The sequence below is a fragment of the Streptomyces rimosus subsp. rimosus genome (assembly GCF_000720725.1).
Lineage (GTDB): Bacteria > Actinomycetota > Actinomycetes > Streptomycetales > Streptomycetaceae > Streptomyces > Streptomyces rimosus_A.
In genome coordinates, this window is the sequence record NZ_JOCQ01000026.1 from 22,592 (window position 1) to 45,606 (window position 23,015).

Annotated in this window: 18 protein-coding genes; 10 read left to right on the forward strand and 8 right to left on the reverse strand. The window is 69.4% G+C overall.

Translation table 11 applies throughout. The features are described from left to right. Positions 1 to 128: 128 nt before the first annotated feature. Both IH45_RS0115870 and IH45_RS0115875 read left to right on the forward strand, forming a co-directional pair. Positions 129 to 2,549 carry a glycoside hydrolase family 2 protein gene (locus IH45_RS0115870; protein ID WP_030667565.1) on the forward strand — a complete coding sequence of 807 codons (2,421 nt, stop codon included), beginning with the start codon at positions 129 to 131 and terminating at the stop codon, positions 2,547 to 2,549. Continuing rightward, positions 2,546 to 3,580: a LacI family DNA-binding transcriptional regulator gene (locus tag IH45_RS0115875; RefSeq protein ID WP_030667568.1), complete on the forward strand. Its 1,035-nt coding sequence runs from the start codon at positions 2,546 to 2,548 to the stop codon at positions 3,578 to 3,580. The genes IH45_RS0115870 and IH45_RS0115875 overlap by 4 nt, the downstream gene beginning before the upstream one ends. Positions 3,581 to 3,721: 141 nt before the next feature. Here the strand turns inward: IH45_RS0115875 and IH45_RS0115880 are convergent, their stop codons facing one another. Then, the gene (locus IH45_RS0115880; RefSeq protein WP_030667570.1) at positions 3,722 to 4,456 is read right to left on the reverse strand and encodes an SDR family oxidoreductase; all 735 of its coding nucleotides are present in this window, start codon (positions 4,454 to 4,456) and stop codon (positions 3,722 to 3,724) included. A gap of 126 nt (positions 4,457 to 4,582) precedes the next feature. On the opposite strand from IH45_RS0115880, the gene IH45_RS0115885 reads away from it, so the two are divergent. Further along, the gene (locus IH45_RS0115885; RefSeq protein ID WP_030667573.1) at positions 4,583 to 5,173 is read left to right on the forward strand and encodes a TetR/AcrR family transcriptional regulator; all 591 of its coding nucleotides are present in this window, start codon (positions 4,583 to 4,585) and stop codon (positions 5,171 to 5,173) included. 25 nt (positions 5,174 to 5,198) lie between these two features. Here IH45_RS0115885 and IH45_RS0115890 read toward each other — a convergent pair whose 3' ends face one another. After that, positions 5,199 to 5,387: a hypothetical protein gene (locus IH45_RS0115890; RefSeq protein WP_030667577.1), complete on the reverse strand. Its 189-nt coding sequence runs from the start codon at positions 5,385 to 5,387 to the stop codon at positions 5,199 to 5,201. A gap of 413 nt (positions 5,388 to 5,800) precedes the next feature. Between IH45_RS0115890 and IH45_RS0115895 the strand changes: the two genes are divergently transcribed. Further along, positions 5,801 to 6,946, forward strand: coding sequence for a cellulase family glycosylhydrolase (locus tag IH45_RS0115895; protein ID WP_030667580.1), 1,146 nt, complete (start codon positions 5,801 to 5,803; stop codon positions 6,944 to 6,946). Between the two features lie 228 nt (positions 6,947 to 7,174). Here IH45_RS0115895 and IH45_RS0115900 read toward each other — a convergent pair whose 3' ends face one another. Together IH45_RS0115900 and IH45_RS0115905 are read right to left on the reverse strand one after the other, a co-directional pair. After that, positions 7,175 to 8,290, reverse strand: coding sequence for an EstA family serine hydrolase (locus tag IH45_RS0115900; RefSeq protein WP_030667583.1), 1,116 nt, complete (start codon positions 8,288 to 8,290; stop codon positions 7,175 to 7,177). A 556-nt stretch (positions 8,291 to 8,846) separates the two neighbouring features. Beyond that, entirely contained in the window at positions 8,847 to 9,464 is a 618-nt protein-coding gene (locus IH45_RS0115905) for a hypothetical protein (RefSeq protein ID WP_107058651.1), read from the reverse strand. A gap of 255 nt (positions 9,465 to 9,719) precedes the next feature. Between IH45_RS0115905 and IH45_RS0115910 the strand changes: the two genes are divergently transcribed. The 3 genes from IH45_RS0115910 (at position 9,720) to IH45_RS0115920 (ending at position 12,361) form a co-directional block, all read left to right on the forward strand. Beyond that, on the forward strand, positions 9,720 to 10,871 hold the full coding sequence (locus IH45_RS0115910) for a sensor histidine kinase (RefSeq protein WP_030667589.1): 1,152 nt from the start codon (positions 9,720 to 9,722) through the stop codon (positions 10,869 to 10,871). Then, positions 10,868 to 11,518: a response regulator gene (locus tag IH45_RS0115915; protein WP_030667592.1), complete on the forward strand. Its 651-nt coding sequence runs from the start codon at positions 10,868 to 10,870 to the stop codon at positions 11,516 to 11,518. Before IH45_RS0115910 ends, IH45_RS0115915 begins: the two co-directional genes overlap by 4 nt. 207 nt (positions 11,519 to 11,725) lie before the next feature. Next, positions 11,726 to 12,361, forward strand: coding sequence for a DUF4386 domain-containing protein (locus tag IH45_RS0115920; protein WP_030667594.1), 636 nt, complete (start codon positions 11,726 to 11,728; stop codon positions 12,359 to 12,361). A gap of 317 nt (positions 12,362 to 12,678) precedes the next feature. Here IH45_RS0115920 and IH45_RS0115925 read toward each other — a convergent pair whose 3' ends face one another. Beyond that, the gene (locus IH45_RS0115925; RefSeq protein ID WP_030667596.1) at positions 12,679 to 13,923 is read right to left on the reverse strand and encodes a PucR family transcriptional regulator; all 1,245 of its coding nucleotides are present in this window, start codon (positions 13,921 to 13,923) and stop codon (positions 12,679 to 12,681) included. 356 nt (positions 13,924 to 14,279) lie between these two features. Here IH45_RS0115925 and IH45_RS0115930 point away from each other — a divergent pair, with 356 nt between their 5' ends. Further along, the gene (locus tag IH45_RS0115930; protein WP_030667598.1) at positions 14,280 to 15,128 is read left to right on the forward strand and encodes a DUF4394 domain-containing protein; all 849 of its coding nucleotides are present in this window, start codon (positions 14,280 to 14,282) and stop codon (positions 15,126 to 15,128) included. Between the two features lie 76 nt (positions 15,129 to 15,204). On the opposite strand, the gene IH45_RS1000000151025 is transcribed toward IH45_RS0115930, so the two are convergent. Both IH45_RS1000000151025 and IH45_RS0115940 read right to left on the reverse strand, forming a co-directional pair. Further along, positions 15,205 to 15,714 (reverse strand): transposase, encoded by a 510-nt coding sequence (locus IH45_RS1000000151025; protein WP_158813099.1) that lies wholly within the window; start codon positions 15,712 to 15,714, stop codon positions 15,205 to 15,207. 302 nt (positions 15,715 to 16,016) lie between these two features. Next, a complete protein-coding gene (locus tag IH45_RS0115940; protein ID WP_050514894.1) occupies positions 16,017 to 19,769 on the reverse strand; it encodes an nSTAND1 domain-containing NTPase in 3,753 nt (1,250 codons plus the stop codon). A 307-nt stretch (positions 19,770 to 20,076) separates the two neighbouring features. Here IH45_RS0115940 and IH45_RS1000000145260 point away from each other — a divergent pair, with 307 nt between their 5' ends. Next, positions 20,077 to 20,490, forward strand: a complete 414-nt coding sequence (locus IH45_RS1000000145260; protein WP_030667604.1) for a peptidoglycan-binding domain-containing protein — start codon at positions 20,077 to 20,079, stop codon at positions 20,488 to 20,490. Between the two features lie 572 nt (positions 20,491 to 21,062). Continuing rightward, positions 21,063 to 21,272, forward strand: a complete 210-nt coding sequence (locus IH45_RS1000000151030; RefSeq protein WP_158813101.1) for a hypothetical protein — start codon at positions 21,063 to 21,065, stop codon at positions 21,270 to 21,272. 422 nt (positions 21,273 to 21,694) lie between these two features. On the opposite strand, the gene IH45_RS0115965 is transcribed toward IH45_RS1000000151030, so the two are convergent. Then, entirely contained in the window at positions 21,695 to 22,966 is a 1,272-nt protein-coding gene (locus IH45_RS0115965) for a glycoside hydrolase family 18 protein (protein WP_030667607.1), read from the reverse strand. Positions 22,967 to 23,015: the final 49 nt, after the last annotated feature.

Sequence of the window (23,015 nt, forward strand, 5' to 3'; positions counted from 1 at the left end):
CCGCTGACGTCCCCTCATGGCCAGCACGTAAGGCGAGGCAGAGCACTAGACCGGTTCAGTAATCGAGGGCTAAGTTGTCGGCGTCTCGCCCGCAACCCGATCCGCCTCGGTCCTATAGGAGTCGCACGATGAAGGACGTCATCCAGCTCGACGAGGGCTGGCGTCTCACCCATGACGGGACGCAGGTTCCCGCCCGGGTCCCCGGCTGCGTCCACACCGACCTGCTGGCTTCCGGCTTGATCCCCGACCCTTATGTCGGGCTCAACGAGCAGCAGGTCGGCTGGGTCGGCCGACGTGGCTGGACGTACCGTCGCGCGCTGGACGAGGGGGAGTCCGGCACCGATCACGAGCGCACCGACCTCGTCTTCGAGGGGCTGGACACCGCTGCCCGGATCACGCTGGCCGGTGCAGAGCTGGGACGGACACGCAACATGCACCGCAGCTACCGCTTCGATGTGACGGGAGGCGGCGGGGAACTGCGTGTCGAGTTCGCCTCCGCCTACGAGGAGGCCGCGGCGGTGCGCGCGCTCACGGGCGACCGGCCGAACGTCTACCCGGAGCCCTCCCAGTACCTCCGCAAGATGGCGTGCAGCTTCGGCTGGGACTGGGGCCCCACTGTGGTCACGGCCGGGATCTGGCGGCCGGTCCGCCTGGAGCACTGGTCGACCGCGCGCCTCTCACGCGTACGCCCGCTGGTCACCGTGGACGGCACGACAGGACGCGTCGAGCTGAGGATCGATGTCGAGCGGACCCGGCAGGGCGCCGCCCGTCACCTGAGCGCACACGCCACGGTGGCGGGCGTCGAAGGACGGGCGCGCATCGAGGGCGACACCGCTGTCCTCGTACTGGAGGTACCCGATGCGGAGCTGTGGTGGCCCCGGGGGTACGGGCGTCAGCCCCTGTACGACCTGGCGGTGACCCTCGTCGACGACCTGGCCCCGCAGAATCCGCTCGACCGGTGGCAGCGCCGCGTCGGCTTCCGGACGGTACGGCTGGACCGTGCCCGCGATGCCGACGGCACCGGCTTCACCTTCGTCGTCAACGGTGTGCGCGCCTTCGTCCGTGGCGTGAACTGGATCCCCGACGACGTCCTGCCCTCCCGGATCACGCCCGAGCGCTACCGCGCCCGACTCGCCCAGGCCGCCGCCGCGAACATCGATCTCGTACGGGTGTGGGGCGGCGGCATCTACGAGGACCATGCCTTCTACGACGCGTGCGACGAACTGGGCCTGATGGTGTGGCAGGACTTCCTCTTCGCCTGTTCCGCCTACTCCGAGGAGCAGCCGCTGCGCGGAGAGGTGGAGGCGGAGGCCCGCGAGAACGTCGTCCGCCTCATGCCGCACGCCAGCCTCGTCCTGTGGAACGGCAACAACGAGAACCTGTGGGGGTTCCGCGACTGGGGATGGGAGGAGAAGCTCGCCGGCGACTCCTGGGGAGAGGGCTACTACCTCGGGCTGCTGCCCCGGGTGGTCGCCGAGCTGGACCCCACCCGCCCCTACACCGCGGGCAGCCCGTGGTCCGGGTCCTGGGACCATCACCCCAACGACGCCGATCACGGCACCTACCACTCGTGGGAAGTGTGGAACCGCCTCGATTACGCCGAGTACCGCGCCCATGTGCCGCGCTTCGTCGCCGAATTCGGCTGGCAGGCCCCTCCCACCATGGCCACCCTGCGCCGGGCCCTGCCCGGCGAGCACCTCGCCCCCGATTCGCCCGGCATGCTGCACCACCAGAAGGCCGAGGACGGCAACGGCAAACTCAACCGCGGCGTGGCCCGGCACTTCACCCTTCCCGAGGGGGACTTCGACCGCTGGCACTACCTCACCCAGGTCGTCCAGGCCCGGGCCGTCGCCACCGGCATCGAGCACTGGCGCTCCCACTGGCCACGTTGCGCCGGCACCGTGGTGTGGCAGCTGAACGACTGCTGGCCGGTCAGTTCCTGGTCCGCGGTCGACGGTGACGGCCGCCTCAAACCGCTCCACCACGAATTGCGCCGGGTCTACGCCGACCGCCTCCTCACCCTCCAGCCCGAGGGCGACGAAACCGTACTCGCGCTCGTCAACCAGGCGGCGGAGCCCTGGCGGACCACGGTGCGGCTGCGGCTGATGGACGCGGACGGCTCGTGCGTCTTCGAGCAGGCCCTGCCGCTGGCCGCCGAGCCGCGCTCGGTGCTCCGGCTGCCCGTGCCGCCCGGGACCGCACCCGCGCCCGGTTCGGCCAAGGAGTACCTGGTGGCCGAGGCCGACGGACTGCGCGCGTACCACTTCACGGTGCCCGACAAGGCTTTCGCCTATCCCGAACCGCGCTACGACGTGGCCCTGGAACTCCCGGACGACAGCCCTGCCGGTACTGTCGACGTCGTGGTGACAGCACACACATTGGTACGGGACCTCCTGCTCCAGGCCGACCGGATCGCCCCGGACGCCGTGGCCGACCGCGGGCTGGTCACCCTGCTGCCCGGTGAGCGGACGCGCATCCGCCTGCACGGCGCGCACAAGGTGACGGTATCCGCGGTCCGGGCCGCGCTCTTCAGCGTGGAACCGATGTGAACACTCCCGCCGAACGCGTGACCATCAAGGACGTCGCAGCGGCCGCCGGAGTGTCCAAGGGAGCCGTGTCCCTGGCCTTCAACCACAAGCCAGGGGTCTCCGAAGCGACCCGGGAACGCATCTTCAGCGTCGCCCGCGCGCTGGGCTGGGCACCGAACGCCTCGGCACGCAGCCTCTCCCGGCAGTCGGTCGACACGATCGGCCTGGCCATCTGCCGGCCGGCACGCCTGCTGGGGCTGGAGCCGTTCTACATGGAGTTCATCTCCGGCATCGAAAGTGTGCTGGTGGAACACTCCTGTGCGCTGCTGCTGCGGCTGGTCACCAGCAGGCAGGAGGAGATCGCCCTGCAGGAGACCTGGTGGCGAGAGCGCCAGGTCGGCGGTTCCGTTCTGGTCGACTTCCGCCACGACGATCCACGCGTCGCACCGCTACGGAGCCTGGGACTTCCGGCGGTGGCGGTCGGACACCCCGCCCTCACCGGCGGAATCCCCTCCGTGTGGACCGATGACGCCACGGCCGTCGGCGAAGCCGTGCGCTACCTCGCGGCGCTCGGACACCGCAGCATCGCCCGGGTGGGCGGCCCGGAGGAGCTCGGGCACAGCGCCATCCGGACCGAGGCGTTCACCGCGACGATGACGCAACTGGGCCTGGACGGCAGCCGGCAGGTCGCGACCGGCTTCGCGGGTGAGGAAGGCGCCCGGGCCACCCGCTCCCTGCTCCTGCGGGAGGACCGGCCGACCGCCGTCATCTACGACAACGACATCATGGCCGTGGCCGGCCTGGGGGTCGCCTCCGAGATGGGCATCCGCGTCCCGGACGACCTGTCGCTGCTGGCATGGGACGATTCGCAGCTGTGCCGCCTGACGCATCCGACGCTCTCCGCCATGAGCCACGACGTGCACAACTTCGGCACCGAGGTGGCGAACATGCTTTTCGACGTGATCGCCGGAAAGGCGGTCACCTCACGCCCGGCGCCGACACCGTCGCTGACTCCGCGTGCGTCCACCGCGCCACCGCCCAGGGGGCGATGAGAGCGTAGGCGTCGTTGCTCAGGCGGCAGGGTGCCCCCCGGCGTCAGGCCTGGTCGGTGGAATGGACGTAAGCTCACGAGCCGTGACGCTCCGAGGGACGTGACGGCTCGTGAGGCACGAAGGCCCGTGCTGGTGTGTGACCTAGTTCTGCGCTGTGGGGCGGACGACGATGTCGCCCACGTCGACGGTGGCCGGCTGCTCGATGGCGAAGGCGATAGCGCGGGCGATGGCTTCCGGCGGAATCGCGATCTCGCCCATGCTGTCGAGGATCTTGGCTCTCATCTCCGGAGCCATGGAGTCTGTGAATTCCGTGCGCGTGACACCTGGCGAGACGACCGTGACGCGCAGGCTGTCGCCGGCTTCCTGGCGCAGGCCCTCGGAGATGGTGCGTACGGCGTTCTTGGTGCCGGCGTACACCGCCTGGAGCGGCACGATGCGCAGTCCGGCGGTGGAGACGGTGTTGACGAAGTGCCCGAAGCCCTGCTCCCGGAAGACGGGCAGCGCTGCGGCGATCCCGTAGAGGACCCCTTTGAGGTTGACGTCGATCATCTCCTCCCAGTCCTCGACGCGCAGGTCGTCCAGCGGGGAGATCAGGCCGATCCCGGCGTTGCTGACGAGGACGTCGAGCTTGCCGTACCGGTCGCAGGCCAGCCCGACCAGACTGGACAGATCTTCGCGGCGCTTCACGTCCGCGCGCGCGTACGCGGCCTGGCCGCCGGCCTTTTCGATGCGGGCGGCCAGCGCCTCAAGACGCTCCGGTCTGCGTGCCCCGAGCACCACTTTCGCGCCCCGCTCGGCCAGCAGAAGCGCCGTCGCCTCGCCGATCCCGCTGCTGGCGCCCGTGATCGCGACGACCTTGCCTTCGATTTCCGACACGAGATCCTCCGAAAGTGGAATGAGTGCAGCGCACGACCTACAGTGAAAGTGGAGGCGCCGCCAGTTAATGGACTGTAAGTGGGCGCGCCTCCACTTCGCAACTGAGGATGAGGGAGCGAGCCGTCGATGGCACGGGATACGGGGCGCCCGCTGAGGGCCGACGCACAGCGCAACCGGGACAAGATCCTGGCCGCCGCGGTGCGTGTGTTCACCGAGGAGGGGCTGGACGCCCACTTCGAACGCATCGCCAGGGAGGCGGGTGTGGGCACCGGCACGCTCTACCGCAACTTCCCGACCCGGGAGATCCTGATCGAGGCGGCCTACCGCAACGAAGTGGCGCGGCTGTGCGACGCCGTCCCCGGCCTTCTGGCGTCGATGCCGCCGCGTGAGGCCCTGCGCGCCTGGATGGGCCGCTTCATCGACTACGCCACCGCCAAACTCGGCATGGCCGACGCCCTGCGAGCCGTCGTCGCCTCGGGAGCCGACCCTTACGGCCACAGCCACGAGATGATCCAGACCGCAATCTCCACCCTCATGGAAGCCGGTATCGCCGCCGGTGCCCTGCGCTCCGACATCCGCCCGACCGACATGTTCGCCGTTCTTGCCGGCATCGCCCTCACTTCGGCGAAGCCCGAGCATCGCGACCAGGCCGAACGCCTGCTTGACCTCACCTTGGACGGGCTGAAACCTGCGCCACCACAACTCCCCGAGAGCTGACGGCGCGAGCGGCGAAGACCCTGCCTCAGCGTCTGCCGTCGCCGGGGCGAGCAGGCTGGTGACCTCTGTGCTCATCGAGCAGGGCGCTGGCCTGTCCCAGGGCGGTGATCCGGGCGTCATGGTCGTGCAGGTCCACCACCAGCGCGCCGTCCATCCAGCCTTCCGCCCACCATCGGCGGTACAGCTCGATCTCCTCGTCGAGGCATCTCCCCACAGGCGCTCCTTCCCGGTTGTGGCCGGCGAACCGTCCGTGCCGAGCGCCGACTGCTTGACGTCGCTGTTGCCGCCATGGGTACTTAACCGGGTAAGTAACTGGAAGAACTTCGCTCGACTTATGACCGCCAAGTGTCACGCTTCTGACTAGCACATACATGCAGCCTCCGACTGCAGGCCGCCTCAACTCGCGGCAACCAGGAGGCAAACGCGCTCGGTCGGAACCGTTGACGCTGAACCGGGTAAGTGCTTCGATCCCTCGTGCTACGGCGACCAAGAGCGTCTCCGCCGCGCAGTGCGCGGTCGCAAGCGCCACCGGTCGACACCGGTCAGTGCGCTGTACCCAGGGTGATCTCCGCCCGCCTCCGGACCAAGACCGGACAGGGCTTCACCCGTTATCCCCTCAGGAGTGGCATGGACACATCACATGGACGCGTCGCCATCACGAAAGCCGGCGCTGTGGTCGCCGGGGTGACCGGGCTCCTGCTCTCCGTCCTCGGTCCTGTCGGCGAGGCCGCGGCGGCAACCGGTATCCGTGTCAGCAACGGGCGCGTGTACGAGGCCAACGGGAACGAGTTCGTCATACGTGGTGTCAGCCACGCACACGCCTGGCACCCGGAGCGGACCAGCTCCCTCACCCATATCGCGGCCAAGGGAGCCAATACCGTCCGCATCGTCCTCGGCAGTGGCGACCGATGGCCCAGGACGAGCGCCTCGGAGATCTCCTCGCTCATCGGCCGGTGCAAAGCGAACAAGCTCATCTGCGTGCTGGAGGTGCATGACACGACCGGCTACGGCGAGGACGGCGCCGCCACATCCCTGAGCAGAGCCGCGGACTACTGGATCAGCGTAAAGGGCGCGCTGAAGGGTCAGGAGAACTACGTCGTCATCAACATCGGCAACGAGCCGTTCGGCAACACCAACTACGGCGCCTGGACCGGTGCCACGAAGAACGCAGTCAGCAAGCTGCGCAACGCGGGTATCCACCATGCCCTGATGGTCGACGCACCCAACTGGGGGCAGGACTGGTCGCACACCATGCGGGACAACGCCGCGTCCGTCTTCAACGCGGATCCCGACAGGAACACCGTCTTCTCGGTCCACATGTACGGGGTCTACGACACCGCCGCCGAGGTGCGGGACTACCTGAACCACTTCATCGACAAGCACCTTCCCATCGTGGTCGGTGAGTTCGGCAGTCGGCACAGCGACGGCGACCCGGACGAGGACGCCATCATGGAAACCGCCCAATCCCTGAAGATGGGCTACATGGGCTGGTCCTGGAGCGGTAACGGCAGCGGCGTCGAATACTTGGACATGGTCAACGGTTTCGACGCGAACTCGCTGACCAACTGGGGCAGGCGTTTCTTCTACGGCAGTAACGGCATCTCGACGACGTCCAAGCCGGCCACCGTCTACGGCGGGAACACGGGAGGTGGCACAGCTCCCAACGGATACCCCTACTGCGTCCACGGCGGCGCCTCGGACCCTGACGGTGACGGCTGGGGCTGGGAGAACAGCCGGTCCTGTGTGGTCCGCGGCGGCGCCGCAGACCGCTGACGGACTCTCGGGCGGCAGAAGGCCGGGACATCGGCTGTGGCGGCTGATGTGCGTTGCCGGCGACCGCCGATATCTGATTTTGCCTGTCCCGGGTATGGAATTCCGGACGGGGGCCTTGTCGAAGAACAACCCAGCCGTCCTGATCAACGTGGCGCTGGAACAGCTGGGACGGCAGGGGCATGAAGCTGTCGGAGGGGGCGGCCGTACGCGGGTACAGGCCGCCCGCTGTCAGCGCAATCCGTCGTAGGCGGCCATCACGATCTCCAGGGCGCGGTTGTCCTCCTGCCGCCCCCGGTCGATCATCTGGTTCATGACATAGGCCACGGTCATGCGCGGGCCAGGATCACTGACGACCATCGAGCCGCCCCAGCCGCCCCAGCCGAAGGTGTTGCCGAAGTCGCCGAAACCCATCGTGTAGCAGATCCGCGTCCCCAGGACCCGGTCGTCACCGCGGAAGACTTCCTGCCACGCCGGCTCGCAGCCCCGGGGCGACAGCAGCCGCACGCCACCGACCGCCCCGTGGCTCGCCAGCACCGACTGGACGAGGCTGACGGAACGCGCGTTGCCGAAGCCGTTCGCCGCGGGGATCTGTGCACGGCGCCAGGCCACGGAGTTCGCGTCCTTGACCCGGACCGCGGCAGCGGAGTTCTCCCGGGGCGCGCTGTCCGATCCGGGCGGCGCGCCGGCAGCGTACTCCTCGCTCTGCCCAGGTGGCGGAATGAGCGGCGCGACGCGGGGGTCGTGCTCCGCGGAGAGGCCGATGTGGAAGTCCGCGCCCAGCGGTTCGGCGACTTCCTCGGCGAAGAATGCGCCGAGGCTGCGGCCGGTGACACGGCGGACGATCTCGCCGACGAGGAACCCGAAGGTGAGCGAGTGGTAGCCGGCGGCCGATCCCGGTTCCCATGCGAGTGCTTGTGCGGCCAGCCGCGCCGTCGTGCTCTCCCAGTCGTATATCTCATCGACCGTCTTCACGCCGGACAGCTCCGGCAGTCCCGCGGTGTGTGACAGCACATGCCGCACCAGCACGCCCTCCTTGCCGGACGCTGCGAACTCGGGCCAATAGGTGACGACCGGCGCGGACAGATCGAGTTCGCCCCGGTCGGCAAGGATCAGCGCGCACAGGGCGGTCATGGTCTTGGTCGTCGACATCACTGCGGTGATGGTGTCGCGCTCCCACCTGATGGAACGGGCCGCATCGACGTACCCGCCCCAGATGTCGACCATTGGCTCGCCGTCGATGTGGACGGCCGCCGAAGCGCCCACGTCATCCTTGCCGAGTGAGGCTTCAAGAGCCTCCCGTACCCCGGCGAACCGGGGCTCGCACATTCCGTGAATTTCAGTCATGCGCGGAAGTCTCGGACCTGGCCACTGCCCGGGTCAACCGAATTGCGACCGGAAGATTCAGAATGCCGATCAATATGTCCTGTGCCTCTCATGGATGAAATTCTTCGGGCGGGAGATCGAAAAAGAGGTCCGCAGCAGCTTGACCGAACGCACCCCTTCTGGAAATCGATTCTGCTCGGCCGGAGCCGGGCCCCGATTTCGCGAAACTCGGTGAAAGCATTACGAGTATGGCGACCCACCGAGATCCGTTGGGAGTGGCGCCGGCGACGTCGAACGTCAACCCTGCCCGCGCTGCTTGGCCCAGCCCGGCTCTGCGCGCCGATCCCGCTCGGGCACCGAAGCCGGGATGCACTACACCGGTACTACACCGGCCGCTTCACGAAGGTCCCCCGGCTCGCCAAGCTGCTACGGGTGCCGGCCCCGGCTGACCCGCAGCTCCGGCTGACCCGCGGCCCCGGCTGCGCGACACCCCGCCGCCTGCCGCCCTGACCCGGGCACCTCGGCAGCTACCCGACTGGGTCTCAACCAGGACTCACCGCGGCGGGCGTCGCCGGAATCACTTGCGGCCGACGTGACCTGTGAGGGTGCCCGCCCGTGGGACCACCGTCCCGGTGGACCGCCACAGGGCGCGTGCGAGGCAGGCCAAGATGGCGCCGACCACGATGTGCAGGGCCCTGGTGAACGCGGACTCGGGCAGGGCGGTCAGGAACGCGAAGGGCGGAAGCACGGTCGCGTACGCCCATGACGCGAGCCGCGGGAATACCCGGGCGCGCAGCGTTGCCGCCCCGAACAGGGCGCAGCCTGCGGCGAAGACGGCTGCGGAGCCGATCAGCGTGGGGACCGTGGGGCCCGTCAGGGTCTTGTCGACGACCGTATCGTCGAAGTAGAACAGCACGAGGTTCGAGGTGAACGCGGCGCCGCCGAACAGACCGAGGCCGATGAGGTTGACGACGTAGGCCGTCTCCCCGAAGTGACCCGTGACCGCGCTCTGACGCCGGTGCAGCGCGGTCAGCAGCGGCAGCGAGAACGCGGGGGACAGGGCGAGGAAGAAACTGGTCGCCGCGGTCTCTCCGGTGAAGGTCTCGACGAGTGCGGGCAGGGCGACGAGCAGGCCGGCCAGCGCACCGGCCAGCGCGCCGATGCGGGCGGCCCGGTCGGACAGGGTGGTGGGCATGGGGGACACTCCTTGGTGTCGAAGGGCGGCCCGGCCCAGAGCCTCGCGGGCCGGGGCCGAGAACGTTAAACAGCCGTCGGCTGCCCGCGGCAGGTGAAGAACGGCGAGACCCGTCGCCGGGAGTCACCTGGTTCACCGCTGCCGTACGGCCGTTCGGCACGTGCCGAACGGCCACACCCGCCTGCAGCCGCTTCGCGCCCTCGCCCACCGGCCGCGGCCCGCCTAGCCTGGGCGGCACGCAGGAGGGGGTGGCGCATGGCTGCGTACGTACCGGTGCCGTGGGTGTCGCCCCTGCTGTACGCCGCGGTGTTGGCGGGCGGCCTCTACTACACGCTGGCAGGCCTCGCCCCCGGCCCCGGCCCAACGCTCTGGCGCACGGCCGGGTTCGCCGCGGGGCTCGTAGCGCTGGCCGCCGTGGAAGCCTTGGAGCGGCGTGGGACCTTGGCCCGGGCGTGCCTGCCGCTGCTCGCGCGGGGCGCCCTGATCGCGGTGGTGGCCGCCCTCGACGTGTCCGGGCTGGCCCAGGTCCTCTTCGTGCTCCTGCCGTTCACCGCCTACTTCGCTCTCGGACGCTGCACCGCATTCGCGCTGGCCGTGCTGTGCGTGGCCGCGCTCCTCACCAGGTACGTGGTGTCCGCGCCTGGCTGGTACCGCGACGCGGAGCACGTGTCCGACCTGCTGATGCTCTGCGTCGGCCTGGTCCTGGCGCTCTCCACGGCGGCCGTCGCCATCGGTGAACAACGGGTGCGGCGCGCCCTTGAGCAGTACGCCGCGCAGGTTGCGGAGTTGTCCGCCACGGCCGAGCGCAACCGTCTCGCGCGGGACATCCACGACAGCCTCGGGCACCACCTCACCGCCGTCTGCGTACAGTTGGAGATCGCCTCCGAGTTCCGGGCCACGGAACCCGATTCCGCCCAGCGGGCGGTCGATGAGGCGCGGCTGTCGGTGAAACGCGCGCTGGGCGATGTACGGCAGTCCGTACAGGCACTGCGGGGCGAGGAGAGGCATGCGTCGCTGACGGCGATGCTCGCGGGGCTGGCGCGCGACGGCGAGGCCCGCCCCCGGGTCACCGTGCAGGTGGAGGGATCCGAGGACGGCTACGGTCCAGCGGCGCTGACCGCGCTCTACCGGGCCGCGCAGGAAGGTCTGACCAACGCGCGACGCCACGCACAGGCCTCGCGGGTGACGGTGGCGGTCCGCCTGACAGAACACGCGGCGCGCCTTGTGGTGTCCGACGACGGCCGCGGCTTCACCCCGGGCGGGCCCGGCGCCGGATTCGGACTGCTCGGGATGCGGGAGCGGGTGCACCTGGCGGGCGGGAGCGTGCACATCGACAGCGGCCCTGGCCGGGGCACCCGGTTGACGGTGACGGTGCCGCGAGGCCGCGGCGGGGACGGCGTGACATGAGCAAGGAGGCGACGCCGGTTCGCGTACTGGTCGTGGACGATCAGCGGCTCATCCGGGACGGCATCGCCTCGCTGCTGTCCCTCCGGCCGGGCATCACGGTCGTCGGCACGGCGGTGGACGGCCGCGAAGCCGTCGCGAAGGTGCTCGAACTGCGCCCGGACATCGTGCTGATGGATGTCCGGATGCCGGGGATGGACGGTGTCGAGGCGGTCGCCGTCCTGTGCCGCGAGGCGCCGGAGTGCCGGGCGGTGATGCTGACGACGTTCGACGACGAGGAGTACGTCGTCCAGGCGCTGCGCGCGGGCGCCTGCGGCTACCTGCTCAAGGACCTGCCGGCCGACGAACTCGCCCACGCGGTGCGCCTCGCGCACGCGGGCGTCACCCAGCTCGACGCCTCCGTGACCCGCCACCTCGCCGCCTGCCTGCCCTCGCCGGTCTCCGGGGCAGGGCCGGCCGTCGCCCTCAGCCCGCGCGAGATCGACATCCTGCGCCTGGTGGCACAGGGCAGGACCAACCGGGAGATCGCCACGCAGCTCTACCTCAGCGAGGGCACCGTGAAGAACCACATCTCCCGCATCCTCGGCCGCCTCGCCCTGCGCGACCGCACCCAGGCCGCACTACGCGCCCGGGACCTGGGCCTGCTGTGAACGCCGGCCCCGGCACCGGCCGAATGGGGCTCAGGCCGACGCACGGGATGCCGGCGACGCCTGCCGGGGCTCGGGGCCCTCGGCGCTACTACAGGGATTTTGCGGGACAGCCCAAGGACTGGGCCCGCATCGGGGAACGCACGCCGGTACCGGTCACCAACTCACGCCGGCACGGTTTCCACGAGCATGACGCAGAGGAGAATACGCATGTCGCACAGGAGGACCGCCATTCTTGTGGGGTTGCTCTTCATCTCGTCGACCATCACCTTTGCCGTCGGCAGCTCCCTCGTGCAAACGTACTTCTCCGATGCGGAGCCGAGCAGCGGGACGCTGCTCGGCGGGGTCTTCATGGAGTGGTACACGGCTCTGGCGGTCATTGCCATCGGCATCGCCCTGCTTCCCGTACTCAAGCCACACGGGAAGCGCCTGTCAGAAAGCTATCTGGTTCTCCGGACCACGGAGGGCACGGCGATCCTCGTCGTGGGAGCCTGTTTTCTGGCGAGCCGACGGCAATTCGGGGACTACCACCTGCTCGTCTACGCTCTGTCCGGCACCGGCGGACTCATTCTGTCCCACCTGCTGCTGCGTTCCGGGCTGATCGCCAGGTGGCTGTCGCTGCTGGGGGTGGTGGGCTACGCCGCCCTGCTGGCGGGGGTCCTGACGGATGCGTTGGGAGCAGCCGATCTCGATACCGGTGCCGGAACCGCGTTCCTCGTTCCGGGTGGCGTGTTCGAGCTGGTGTTTCCGCTGTTGTTGATCTTCAGGGGCTGGCGCTCCGTCGAGCCGGGCGCCGGCACGAAGGACCGTGGCCCGGGAGCCACGTCAGACGGGCCTCACAGGTGACATCTGTTGCCATGGGCGCGGTCATGGGCGCCCTCATGGCGCGGTGAGGACGCCAATGTGCCGGAGGCGTGGGGCATGCAAACCCGGGGCGCCCCAAGATCGCTTGGCTGATCGCGGTTGCGCAGGTCCGGCCGAGCCCCTTTCACCGAAGATGTCCGGCCGGCCGAGGCGGAGCAGGATGCCGCTCGGGGTGAGGGTACGGCGCAGCAGGGAGAGGGGCGGTTGCTGGGAGCCGCTGGATTCGCCTACCGCCCCGCCTGCCGGATCGGCAGTACGGGCGGGACGGCGGCCACTCCGGTCCGGCGCGCCCGATGGGGTCAGCGCCATGCTCCCGACAGGCGCCGGGTGACGACTGCGCTGAGCGTGCGCACGCCCCGCGCCGAGCCGGGGTCGATGCCGGTGAGTTCCCGTACGCGGCGAAGGCGGTAGTCCAGGGTGCGGATGTGGACGTTGAGGGCGGTCGCCGTGGCGCCGCGGTGCATGTCGTGGCGGTAGTACGCGTCGAGGGTGACGAGCAGGTCCGGGCCGGAGTCCAGCCGTCGGGCCACGTCGCGCAGCCATGCGTCAACGAACGGCACATCCACGACGGCGAGTTCGACGAAAACATCGGCCAGGGTATGCGGCCGGAGTCGGGCGGACGCCCGGCGCAGCGGGGCCGCCCGGCTGATCCGCCGGGCCCGGTCGAGGGCGTCGGCCAGTTCGGGCAGCGGCGCGGTGGCGGTGCCGACGGCGCAGGGCTGACCGAGGGCCCGGGCGAAGTCCCGTACGAGCTCGGAGAAATGGTCGGGGGCGAGATCGGGCAAGAGGTCGAGAACGGCGTGCGGCGCTACGGTTTCCGCTTTCGTCGCGCCGGAACCCAGGGGAATCAGGGCGATCAGCTCACCGCTGCCGTCTCCGGTCTCCGCACCCCACATGACCGGCACCCGGTGGCTCTTCACCAGCGTCTCGATCTCGTATTCCAGGAAACGGTCATCGCCGGGACGGTCCGGCATCCGGAACACCGTCACGGCCCAGTGATCCGGCAGTTCCATGTCGACGGCCGAAGCGAGTTCCACCGATATGGGATCGCCGTTCAACAGTGACCGGGTCAACAGGGCGACCTGCTCGACGTACTGTGTCCGGCGGCGCAGTACCCGTACGAATCCCTGGCAGTAGGCGCCGATGCCACGTTCACCCTGTGGGGCGAACCAGGTCATCATGCGCATGATTTCCTCGACACCGCCGCCGCGCTGAGCCTCGGTCGCCTCGTTGATCTCGCGCAGCATGAGCGCGGTGTGCAGCCACAGGACCCGCTGCCGTGCGTCGAGCGACATTCCCGCCCCGGCCCGCAGCTCGCCCATCGATGCGATGTGGTCGAGATCGTCATCGGTCAACGCCTGGTTGTCCGGCGACAGTTCGACGGTCCGGCGCCGGAGCCACAGCGAGTGCTCCAGCGTCGCGGCCCGTGCCCGGGGGCTCCTGTCCAGGAGTCCGATCTCCGGGATCTCGCGCGTGTACGCCTCGACCTCCCGGCGGGCGTTGGCCGACGCCCGCCGGGCCAGTTCGGCGAAGAGGCTCCCCACGGATGCGAGCATGCCATTTCAGGCGTACTGGCCGACAGGTGAATTCCGGACGGCGTTCATCACTGCGCATAAATCTGCGGCAAGCATGCGACCAGGCTTTTGTCACAGTGCGCAAAATTCCCGGATCGGGGCGTTCTCGTCACCTCTTCCGCTTGTGCAGGAGCCGTGAAGCGGCCTTAATGAGAACCGCGTACACGCTCGTAGGGAACACCGTGGCAGTCATTCTGGGCGTGACTCCGGCATGACTCCGTAATGAGTACGGGCGATCGTACGGAAAATCTCAGCCGGGCGCCGCGCAATGGCGCTCGCTCAAACCGGAGGGGGCTCCGATGAGAGCAGGCACGAGAAAGAGAATCATGGCGGCAGTGACGGTCACGGTCACGTCCGTGGCGCTCATGCTCGGCACGTCGGGCACCGGTTCCGCCGCGCCCGCCGCCACCCCGGGCCTGCGTGCGTTCGGGATCAGTGGCGACGGCACTCTGATGGTCGCGTTCAAGACCGACCGGCCGAACGTCCTCGACTGGGTCAGGGCCGTCACCGGCCTCAGCGGCGACACGAGCCTGGTCGGGATCGACTTCCGAGTGCAGGACGGAATCCTGTACGGCGTCGGCAACAAGGGCGGCATCTACACGATCAGGACTCCGCAGGGCACCGAGGACGTCGTGGTCACCAAGGTGTCCCAGCTTCAGTACGAGTTGCGCGGTACGGCGTTCGGCGTCGACTTCAACCCGGCGGCCGACCGGCTCCGCGTGATCAGCGACAACGGCCAGAACCTGCGGCACAACCTCAACGACCACACGACCATCCAGGACCTGAACCTCACCACCCCGCCGGCGGAGGGCACGACCAAGGGCGTCACCGCCGCCGCGTACACGAACAACGATCTCAGCACGGCCACCGCGACCGCGCTGGCCGACATCAACACGAGCAGCGACCAGGTCGTCCTCCAGTCCCCGGCCAACAACGGCACACTCGCCCCGACCGGCAGCCTCGGCATCGACGCCGGGCTCAACGCCGGCATGGACATCTACAGCACGCTGTCCGGCGGGAAGGCGGTCGACAACGCCGCCTTCGCCTCCCTCACCCCGTACGGCGCCGGCACCCCGTCGCTCTACAGCATCAACGTCTTCACCGGCCAGGCCACCCCCATCGCCCAGTTCCCGCTGAACATCACCGACCTGGCCATCGCCCTCACCGGCACCTGATTCCGTCGGTCTTGTCCTCGCCGCGGCCTGGCCACCACCGGACCGCGGCGTGTCACCGCTACGGACACGGGGCTTCTTACGGCAGATCCGGCACGTAGTCCCGCCACTGCTCGCGGTGCGGGCCGACTCCGGTGACGACGTACATCACGCCGTCTGTTGCGATTACCGGGGAGACGCTTCGGGATGGACGTGGCCGCTGGTCGTGGACGGCTGGCTGCGGCGGTGAGCCAGGCCGGGGCGGGATGCAGGCCTTCGGGAGCGGCAAGGTGGCGGTGTGGGGCGAGGCGCTGGCGGTGCCCTGGAGTACGCCGGTGGCGGCTACCACCTCACGCACCTTCTCGGCGATCCGATCCGGCTGCGTCGAGCAGGCCGGTTGGCACCGGAAGTACACCGACAGTGAGGGACCGGACCCCGGATCGTTCTGGCCCAGCCCACACGCGGCCTGCCATCGCAGGTCATACCGTAGGTGCTGAACGGCTTCGACGTCCGACATGCTGCGTGGCACCTGCAGCACCACAATGCAGGCGGGCTCGCCCGACGGCACCGACGGACGCCCGTCCGACGACGGGTACGTGCCTGCGAACATCCCCTGGGAACAGCAGAACTCGGTGCTCGGCCGGCACCGCGAATACACTCGCGGCAGGAATCAACTCCCGGCATACGGAGAAGACCTTGGGCCCGACCGGCTCCTCGGACGTCCGCCCCATCATGCCCACAATTCCGACCCCACCCCGTGATCGAGGGCCGGAACAGCAGCTCAGCATCTTCACGGGGTCTCCAGGGCTCACGCCGCATCGGGACATGAGCCGCGCCCTGGCCGCAGCCACCAGTTGAGGGCCAGAGGCGTCGGCAGTTCCTGACGAGTGGCCGTCCGGGCCTGGGTGCGGCTCACTTCTCAGGAATGATTCCTTCGATGAAGGCTGATCGCTCGCCGGTCACGTACGCCTCGCGTTCTTGGCGTGTCAGGTCCCGGTTGACCGCATGGCGGATGGTGCTGATCGCTTTGGCCGGGCTGGGCAGGGAGATGTCCCAAAGTTGCAGGCGTCCGTCCGCGCTGCCGCTGGCGAGGGTCTTCCCGTCGAGGCTGAACGCTACCGCGGTCACCGGGCCGATGTGTCCGGGGAGGGTGGTGCGCTTCTTGCCGGTGGCGACATCCCAGATGCGCACCGTGCCGTCCTCGCGTCCGCCGGCAACCAGGAGTTCTCCCCTGCGGGTGAAGGTTGCGGCCGCGAGGGGCCCGAGGCTGTGTCCGGTGAACGCGGCCCGCACGTTGTTGGTGGCCAGGTCCCACAGCTGCACATTGCCTTCCACGCTGCCGCTGGTCAGGGTGCGGCCGTCCAGGCTGAAGGCCAGCGCCGCGGAGGTCCCGGTGGGGCCCTCGAACTCGCTGTGGGCTTTGCCGGTGGCGGGGTCCCACAACCGGATGGTCCCGTCCTTGCTGCCGCCGGCCAGGGTGTGCCCGTCGGGGCTGAAGGCCAGCGACTGGGCCGGGGCCGTTGTAACCTCGCGGATTTTTCGGGTGGCTATGTCCCACAGCTGCACCGGGGTGTCCCCCGTGCCTGCGGTGGCAAGCGTCTTTCCGTCGGGACTGAAGGCTATGGGCCCCGCGAGAGTCCGCTCGACGCCGGTAGGAGCCGCCAGCACGGCCTGCGTCCGGTGGGTCGTGGCGTCGTGCAGTCGTACTGTGCCGTCGGTGCTGCTGCTGGCCAGCGTGCGTCCGCTGGGGGCGAACGCTACGGATGCGACCCGTCCGGTGTGCCCGGTGAGGGTGGCCCGGAGGTTGTGGGCCGTCACGTTCCACAGCCGTACGGTGGTGTCGTCGCTGCCGCTGGCCAGCGTCTGGCCGTCCGGGCTGAACGCCGCCGTGCGCACGCGCGCACTGTGTCCGGTGAGGGTGGCCCGGAGGTTTTGGGTCGTCACGTTCCACAGCCGTACGGTGGTGTCGTCGCTGCCGCTGGCCAGTGTCTGGCCGTCCGGGCTGAATACCACCGTGCCGACGCGCGCACTGTGTCCGGTGAGGGTGGCCTGGACCTTGCCGGAGGCCACGTTCCACAGCCGCACCGTGCCGTCCACGCTGCCGCCGGCCAGGCTGCGCCCGCCAGGGGCGAACATCACCGATGTCACGTTCTTGGTGGACCCGGTGAAAGACGCGTGGGGTTGCCCCGTGGCCGCGTCCCACAATCGCACCCCGTTGTGGCTGGTCGCCAGCCAGCGGCCGTCCGGGCTGAACGCAAAGGGCCGCGTGTGCTCGACAGACGTCGTCGCGCCGGCGGTAGGCCGGCCGATGATCGTGCGGACTTCCTCGTTCTCCAGATCCCACAGCCGCACCGCGCCGTCCGATGCTCCTATGGCCAAGGTGTGCCCGTCCGGGGTGAAGGCCAGCGCCCCCACCCCGCCGATCGAAGACCCGGGTCCTTCAAGGGTAAGTTCATGGGGCTTGCCGCTGGATACGTCCCGCAGGTCCAGGGCGCCCCACTCACTGCCGATGGCCAAGGTTCGCCCGTGAGGGCTGAACGCCAGCGCAGTGATCGGGCCGAAGACGTCCCGGAATGCCGTGCGGGTCTTGCCGGTTGCGACGTCCCATAGGCGCACGGTGGTGTCGTCGCGGTCGCTGTGGCCGCTGCCGCCGCTGGCCAGGGTGCGCCCGTCCGGGCTGAAGGCCAGCGCCCCCACCCCACCGGTGTGTCCGGGGAGGGAGACGTGCAGTGTGCCGGCCGGGACATTCCAGAGCTGCACCGTGTTGTCCTGGGTGCCGGCGACGGCCAGAAGCTGCCCGTCGGGGCTGAACGCCACCGTGCGGACGCTGCCCCGATGACCGGTGATACGGCGTTTGAGGGGGAGTGCGGCAGCGGCATGGAGGCTGGCCGCGGCCTCGGGGGTGGGCCGGGCCTGGTAGGCGTAGAGGGCCAGCAAAGAGGCCAGGTCGGGGTTGTCGGCCAAGAGTCCGGTCGACTGTGCGGCCAACTGGCGTGACACGGCGGTCTGCTGGGCGCTCAGGGCTTGGCGGCGTCGTTGTTCGCTGGTGCGGTATTGGAAGTAGGCCACCAGCCCGGCGGTGAGGGCGAGGGCGAGCAGAGTGGCCAGGGCGGCGGTGGAGCGGCGCAGGCGGCGAGTGGTGCGGGCGGCGGCGTGCTGTTCGCGGTCGCGGGCAGTGATACCGGCGGTGAGGAAGTCGCGTTCGAGTCCGGTCAGGCCGCGACGGGCGGCCGGGGAGGTGAAGGCTTCCTCGGCTGCGGCCAGGCGGGTGCCGCGATACAGCGCTCCCGGGTCGCGGTCGAGTTCCTGCCAGGCGGTGGCGGCTTCGGTCAGCCGGCGGTGCAGCACCAGGCGTCCACGCTCGTCCTCGATCCACTGCTGCAGCCGCGGCCAGCCGGTGATCAGTGCTTCATGGGCCAGGTCGACGGTGTCCGCGTCCAGGGTGATCAGACGTGCGGCGGCCAGCAGGGCCAGCACCGTGTCGGTGGCCTGTGTCTCGTCGTAGGCCAGCTCTCCCCGGGGCGCGGGGCGGCGGGTGTCGCGGGTGCCTTGGCCCGGGGTGATCAGGCGCAGCAGGATGCGGCGGGCGGCCTGTTGCTGGGGCGGGTTGAGGCGGGCGTAGAGGGTTTCGGCGGTGCGGGCGATGGCGCCGCGCAGGCCGCCGGCAGCCTCGTAGCTGTCCAGGGCCAGGGTGCGGCCGCGGCGGCGGCGCCAGGTCTCCAGCAGGACGTGGGAGAGCAGGGGCAAGGCACCGGGTGCGTCGCTCATCTCGTCGATGAGGCGGGCGGTCAGGGCACGTTCGACGATCAGGCGCTCGGCGGCGGCCGGTTTGACGATCGCTTCGCGCAGCTCGGCCGGCGTCATCACGGTGACCGGCAGGCTCGCCTCACGGACCGCGACCGCCAGGCCCCGGTGCTCCAGGCAGCGGGCGTAGAAATCGGCCCGCACCCCCAGGACCACCCGCACCCGACTGCCCGCGCCCCGGGCGGCCAGCAGCCGTTCCAGAAACTGGGTGCGCTCGGCCGGATCGGTGCACAGGGCGAAGACCTCCTCGAACTGGTCGATCACCAGCCAGGTGTCCCCGGCGCCGTCGGCCGGGACGAACCGTCGTTCGTGCTCGTGCAGGGGGCGGGCGCCGGGTGTGAAGATGCGGATCGCCGCCGGGCGCAGGGCCGGGTCGTCGGCGGTCCGCAGGCGCGGTATGAGGCCGGCGCGCAGCAAGGAGGACTTGCCGCTGCCGGACGGGCCGAAGACCACGGTGATCCGGTGGCCGACCGCCAGGCGCAGCAGGTCGTCGGTGAGTTGCGTGCGGCCAAAGAATCTCGTGTGGTCGCCCGGTTCGTACCGGGCCAGGCCGCGGTAGGGCGGCTCGCTCTCCTCCGCCTCGTCCCGGGGCGCGGTCTCTTCGGTGAGGCGGTGCCAGCGTGCCGTCCACGCCGTAGTGTCGCCGCCGCAGGCCCGCACGTACGCCAAGACGACCGGCAGGGACGGTATCTGATCGCCCGAAGCGGCCTGGGCCAGCGTCGCCACCGAATAGCCCGCCCGCTTGACCATCTCGCGGTAGGTCGGCCCGCCCGCTTCCCGGCGCAGCGTGCGTAACTCATACGCGAACCGCTCGACCGGGCCCGCTGTCGGGTCCAGCGGCTTCTCCTTGCGTCCCGCCATCGAGCCTCCCCGCGAACTGCCGCCGCCCGGTGCTTTTGGGGCGGCCAGGCTAGGCAGCGCCTAACCGTGCGGCAAGAACGTTCCTGGCCGAACGGCCTGACCCGGGTGGTCCGGCCATTGTCCGGCGGTCGAAAGGCAGCAGCCATACAACGCAGGGCAGGCCAAACCTGAGAGCCGCGAGGAACCAACCATGTGGTCTGGGAAGCACAGGTTGCCTCGCTGTCCCGCGCGCCGGCCCGGCACCGCCGGACTGGGCGCGGCCAAGAGCCGTCCGCCGGTCACGACCGGCCCTCACCAGGGAGAAGACATGTCGATACGAAAGCGCGGAGCACTGCTGGCCGGTGCTGTACTGCTGGGTGGCAGCAGTCTGATCGCCGCTGCCCCTGCGACCACGGCCGCACCGGCGACCGCCCCCGTGGCGCCGGCCGTCGCCGCGTCCTGCAACGTCCACTGGCGGGTCAGCACGAACTACCACGGCTACACCGCCGGGTACAGCTGGGCCTGGAACGACACGGTCTACCCGGGCGCCAGCGGCGACCGCGTCCGCGAAATCCAGTGCCTGGCCAAGTACTGGGGCTCTGACCCCGGCCCGATTGACGGCGTCTTCGGGAGCAAGACCGAAAAGGCCGTCAGGGAGCAGCAGAAGGCGTGCAACATTGCGGCCGACGGGATCGTCGGGCCGAAGACTTGGCGCTGTCTGCGCGCAGGCGGCCACAACTGACACCACGAACGCCGAACCCGCGCCGTGCGCCGGTAACCGCATCGGCGGCCTGCCGGTAGCACAGGTGGCGGGCAAGTCGGTCACTCCCCGGCGGCTTCGCCGGGGAGTGACCGGACATCGACGGACTACTGCTCTGTGTGGGAACCCGCGCGTTGACGAGGGAGCATACGTCCCCGTGCGGCTGGTCGTTGACAGCGTCACGGCCCATCGCCAGAACGTCGGGGACAACGGGCGGCGCATTCAACACCCATGCGCACAGCGTTCCGGGCGGCGGCACGACCGGCGGCCGGCACCAGTCCCACACCCACACGCTGGATCACACGCACGAGATGGATGACACCGGTGCGAGCGGTATCGGCCAGACCAGCATCAACGGTACGGCGGCCATCAGTACGGACGGCGGTTCCGCAGACCACTGCACGGCGTGGACGATATTGATGGCGATTGCCGGTATATGCATCAACTAGAGATGTCAGTCGAAATGAGGTGCTCTACTGTGATGGGTTCAGCTGCTGTCGCAGGCACTGCGTTGATTAGGCTGTCAGGGTGTATTCGTCCTGATCAGGGATGTGATGGACGACGGTGATCTCGGTGATGTGGTAGCGCCGATAGGCATCGAGACCGCCGTTACTGATCAGCACACGGAGCTTCAGGACGGCTTTGTTGCCGGGAAGGCCCCAGCCGGCTCCGGTGATGTCGAGCCGGTCGGCAATCAGGTGACGGCAGATGCCTTCGATACTCCGGTCGCGATGGGACAGTCCACAGTGAGTGTGCGCTCGTAGCAGAGGCGGGGAACTTTGGCGGTGAAGTAGCGGATGCAGACATGCGCTCGCAATAGTGACGGTTTTCCAGCGCCAGGGCGGCGACCCGGTCCTCGACGGCGGAATCGCCGCCCTTGTGGAAGCTCCATGCGGTGCCCCACAGGTATTGGAAAACACGGACGCGGCACGGCAGACCTCTGCGAACTTCTACCGGTAGGTGCCGGAAGCTGCGAGAAATTGCTGTGCGTGTGCAGGTGTACGCCGACGAAGCCCGGCCCGCGAAGTACGGGCCGGGCTTCGTCGGCGAGCGCGCGTACGCTGCTGCCGTATCGCCGTGACCTGGCATCTTCTGAAGTGCTGCGGCCTGTCCGCCCCGCGAACGGTGACGGACAGGCCGCGCAGCCCGAACCGGCCGGAGCAGCGCCGTAACGCCCGCAGAGCCGCTACTTGATCGCCTTGATCAGCTCACCACCAGCCGTATCACCACTCAGCTCCCAAAAGAACGTCCCGCCCAGCCCCTGCTGGTTCTTGTACGTCATCTTGGAGCCGATGGTCTCCGGGGTGTCGTAGCTCCACCACTGGTTGCCGCACTTGGCGTAGGCCGTGCCGCCTACCTTGCCCGTTGCGGGGCAGCGGGTCTTGAGGAGCTTGTAGTCCTCGATGCCGGCCTCGTACTTGCCGGGTGCGGCGCCCGTCGCGGTGCCGCCGGGGGCGTTCTGGGTCACGCCCTGCCAGCCGCGGCCGTAGAAGCCGATGCCGAGGAGGAGCTTGTTGGCGGGGATGCCCATGCCCTTGAGCTTCTTGATGGTGTCGGCGGTGTTGTAGCCGGCCTTCGGGATGCCGTTGTACGAGGTGAGCGGGGAGTGCGGGGCGGTCGGGCCCTTGGCGTCCCAGGCGCCGAAGTAGTCGTACGTCATCGGGTTGTACCAGTCGACGTACTGGGAGGCGCCCTTGTAGTCGGCGGCGTCCAGTTTGCCGCCGGCCGACGCGTCGGCCGCGATGGCCGCCGTCACCAGCTTGCCGCCGAACTTGCCGCGCAGCGCCTTGAGGACGTTGGTGAGCGCTTCGCGGCCGCTGGTGTCGCAGGTCAGGCCGCAGGCGTTGGGGTACTCCCAGTCGATGTCGATGCCGTCGAAGACGTCGGCCCAGCGCTTGTCCTGGACCAGGTCCAGGCAGGACTGTGCGAACGCGTTCGGGTTCTTGGCGGCCTCGGCGAAGCCGCCCGACCAGGTCCAGCCGCCGAAGGACCAGATGACCTTCAGGTTCGGGTGCAGCTTCTTGAGCTTGCGCAGCTGGTTGAAGTTGCCGCGCAGCGCGCCCGCGTCCCAGGTGTCGGCCTTGCCGTCGACGCTCTGGTCCGCGGTGTAGGCCTTGTCGTAGTCGGCGTAGGCGTCGCCGATGGCGCACTTGCCGCCCTGGACGTTGCCGAAGGCGTAGTTGATGTGGGTGAGTTTGTCGGCCGAGCCGGATGTCTGGATGTTCTTGACGTGGTAATTGCGGTCGTAGACGCCCCAGTTGGTGAAGTAGCCGACCACCTTGTTGCCGGCCGCGGCCTGGGCGCCGGCCGGTGCGGAAGCGGCCGTGGGGGTGGCGGAGGCGGCGGGGTCCGCGGCGGCCGTGCCGGCGAACAGGGTGCCGGCCAGGGCCGCGGTACACAGCGCGGTGGTGGCGGCGATCATCCGGCGCGGCGATCGCGTACGGAGCGGTCTGGGCATGTCGTCTCCTCGGAGGGGGGTCGAGGTGGAGCAGCGGACAACGCGTTCC

Coding starts and splice junctions, on each gene's coding strand:
- IH45_RS0115885 (WP_030667573.1), top strand. CDS start 4,583: ATGGCACGGGATACGGGGCGCCCGCTGAGGGCCGACGCACAGCGCAAC.
- IH45_RS0115940 (WP_050514894.1), bottom strand. CDS start 19,769: ATGGCGGGACGCAAGGAGAAGCCGCTGGACCCGACAGCGGGCCCGGTC.
- IH45_RS0115930 (WP_030667598.1), top strand. CDS start 14,280: ATGGCGGCAGTGACGGTCACGGTCACGTCCGTGGCGCTCATGCTCGGC.
- IH45_RS0115905 (WP_107058651.1), bottom strand. CDS start 9,464: ATGCCCACCACCCTGTCCGACCGGGCCGCCCGCATCGGCGCGCTGGCC.
- IH45_RS0115920 (WP_030667594.1), top strand. CDS start 11,726: ATGTCGCACAGGAGGACCGCCATTCTTGTGGGGTTGCTCTTCATCTCG.
- IH45_RS0115895 (WP_030667580.1), top strand. CDS start 5,801: ATGGACACATCACATGGACGCGTCGCCATCACGAAAGCCGGCGCTGTG.
- IH45_RS1000000145260 (WP_030667604.1), top strand. CDS start 20,077: ATGTCGATACGAAAGCGCGGAGCACTGCTGGCCGGTGCTGTACTGCTG.
- IH45_RS0115910 (WP_030667589.1), top strand. CDS start 9,720: ATGGCTGCGTACGTACCGGTGCCGTGGGTGTCGCCCCTGCTGTACGCC.
- IH45_RS0115870 (WP_030667565.1), top strand. CDS start 129: ATGAAGGACGTCATCCAGCTCGACGAGGGCTGGCGTCTCACCCATGAC.
- IH45_RS1000000151025 (WP_158813099.1), bottom strand. CDS start 15,714: ATGTTCGCAGGCACGTACCCGTCGTCGGACGGGCGTCCGTCGGTGCCG.
- IH45_RS0115900 (WP_030667583.1), bottom strand. CDS start 8,290: ATGACTGAAATTCACGGAATGTGCGAGCCCCGGTTCGCCGGGGTACGG.
- IH45_RS1000000151030 (WP_158813101.1), top strand. CDS start 21,063: ATGGACGACGGTGATCTCGGTGATGTGGTAGCGCCGATAGGCATCGAG.
- IH45_RS0115915 (WP_030667592.1), top strand. CDS start 10,868: ATGAGCAAGGAGGCGACGCCGGTTCGCGTACTGGTCGTGGACGATCAG.
- IH45_RS0115965 (WP_030667607.1), bottom strand. CDS start 22,966: ATGCCCAGACCGCTCCGTACGCGATCGCCGCGCCGGATGATCGCCGCC.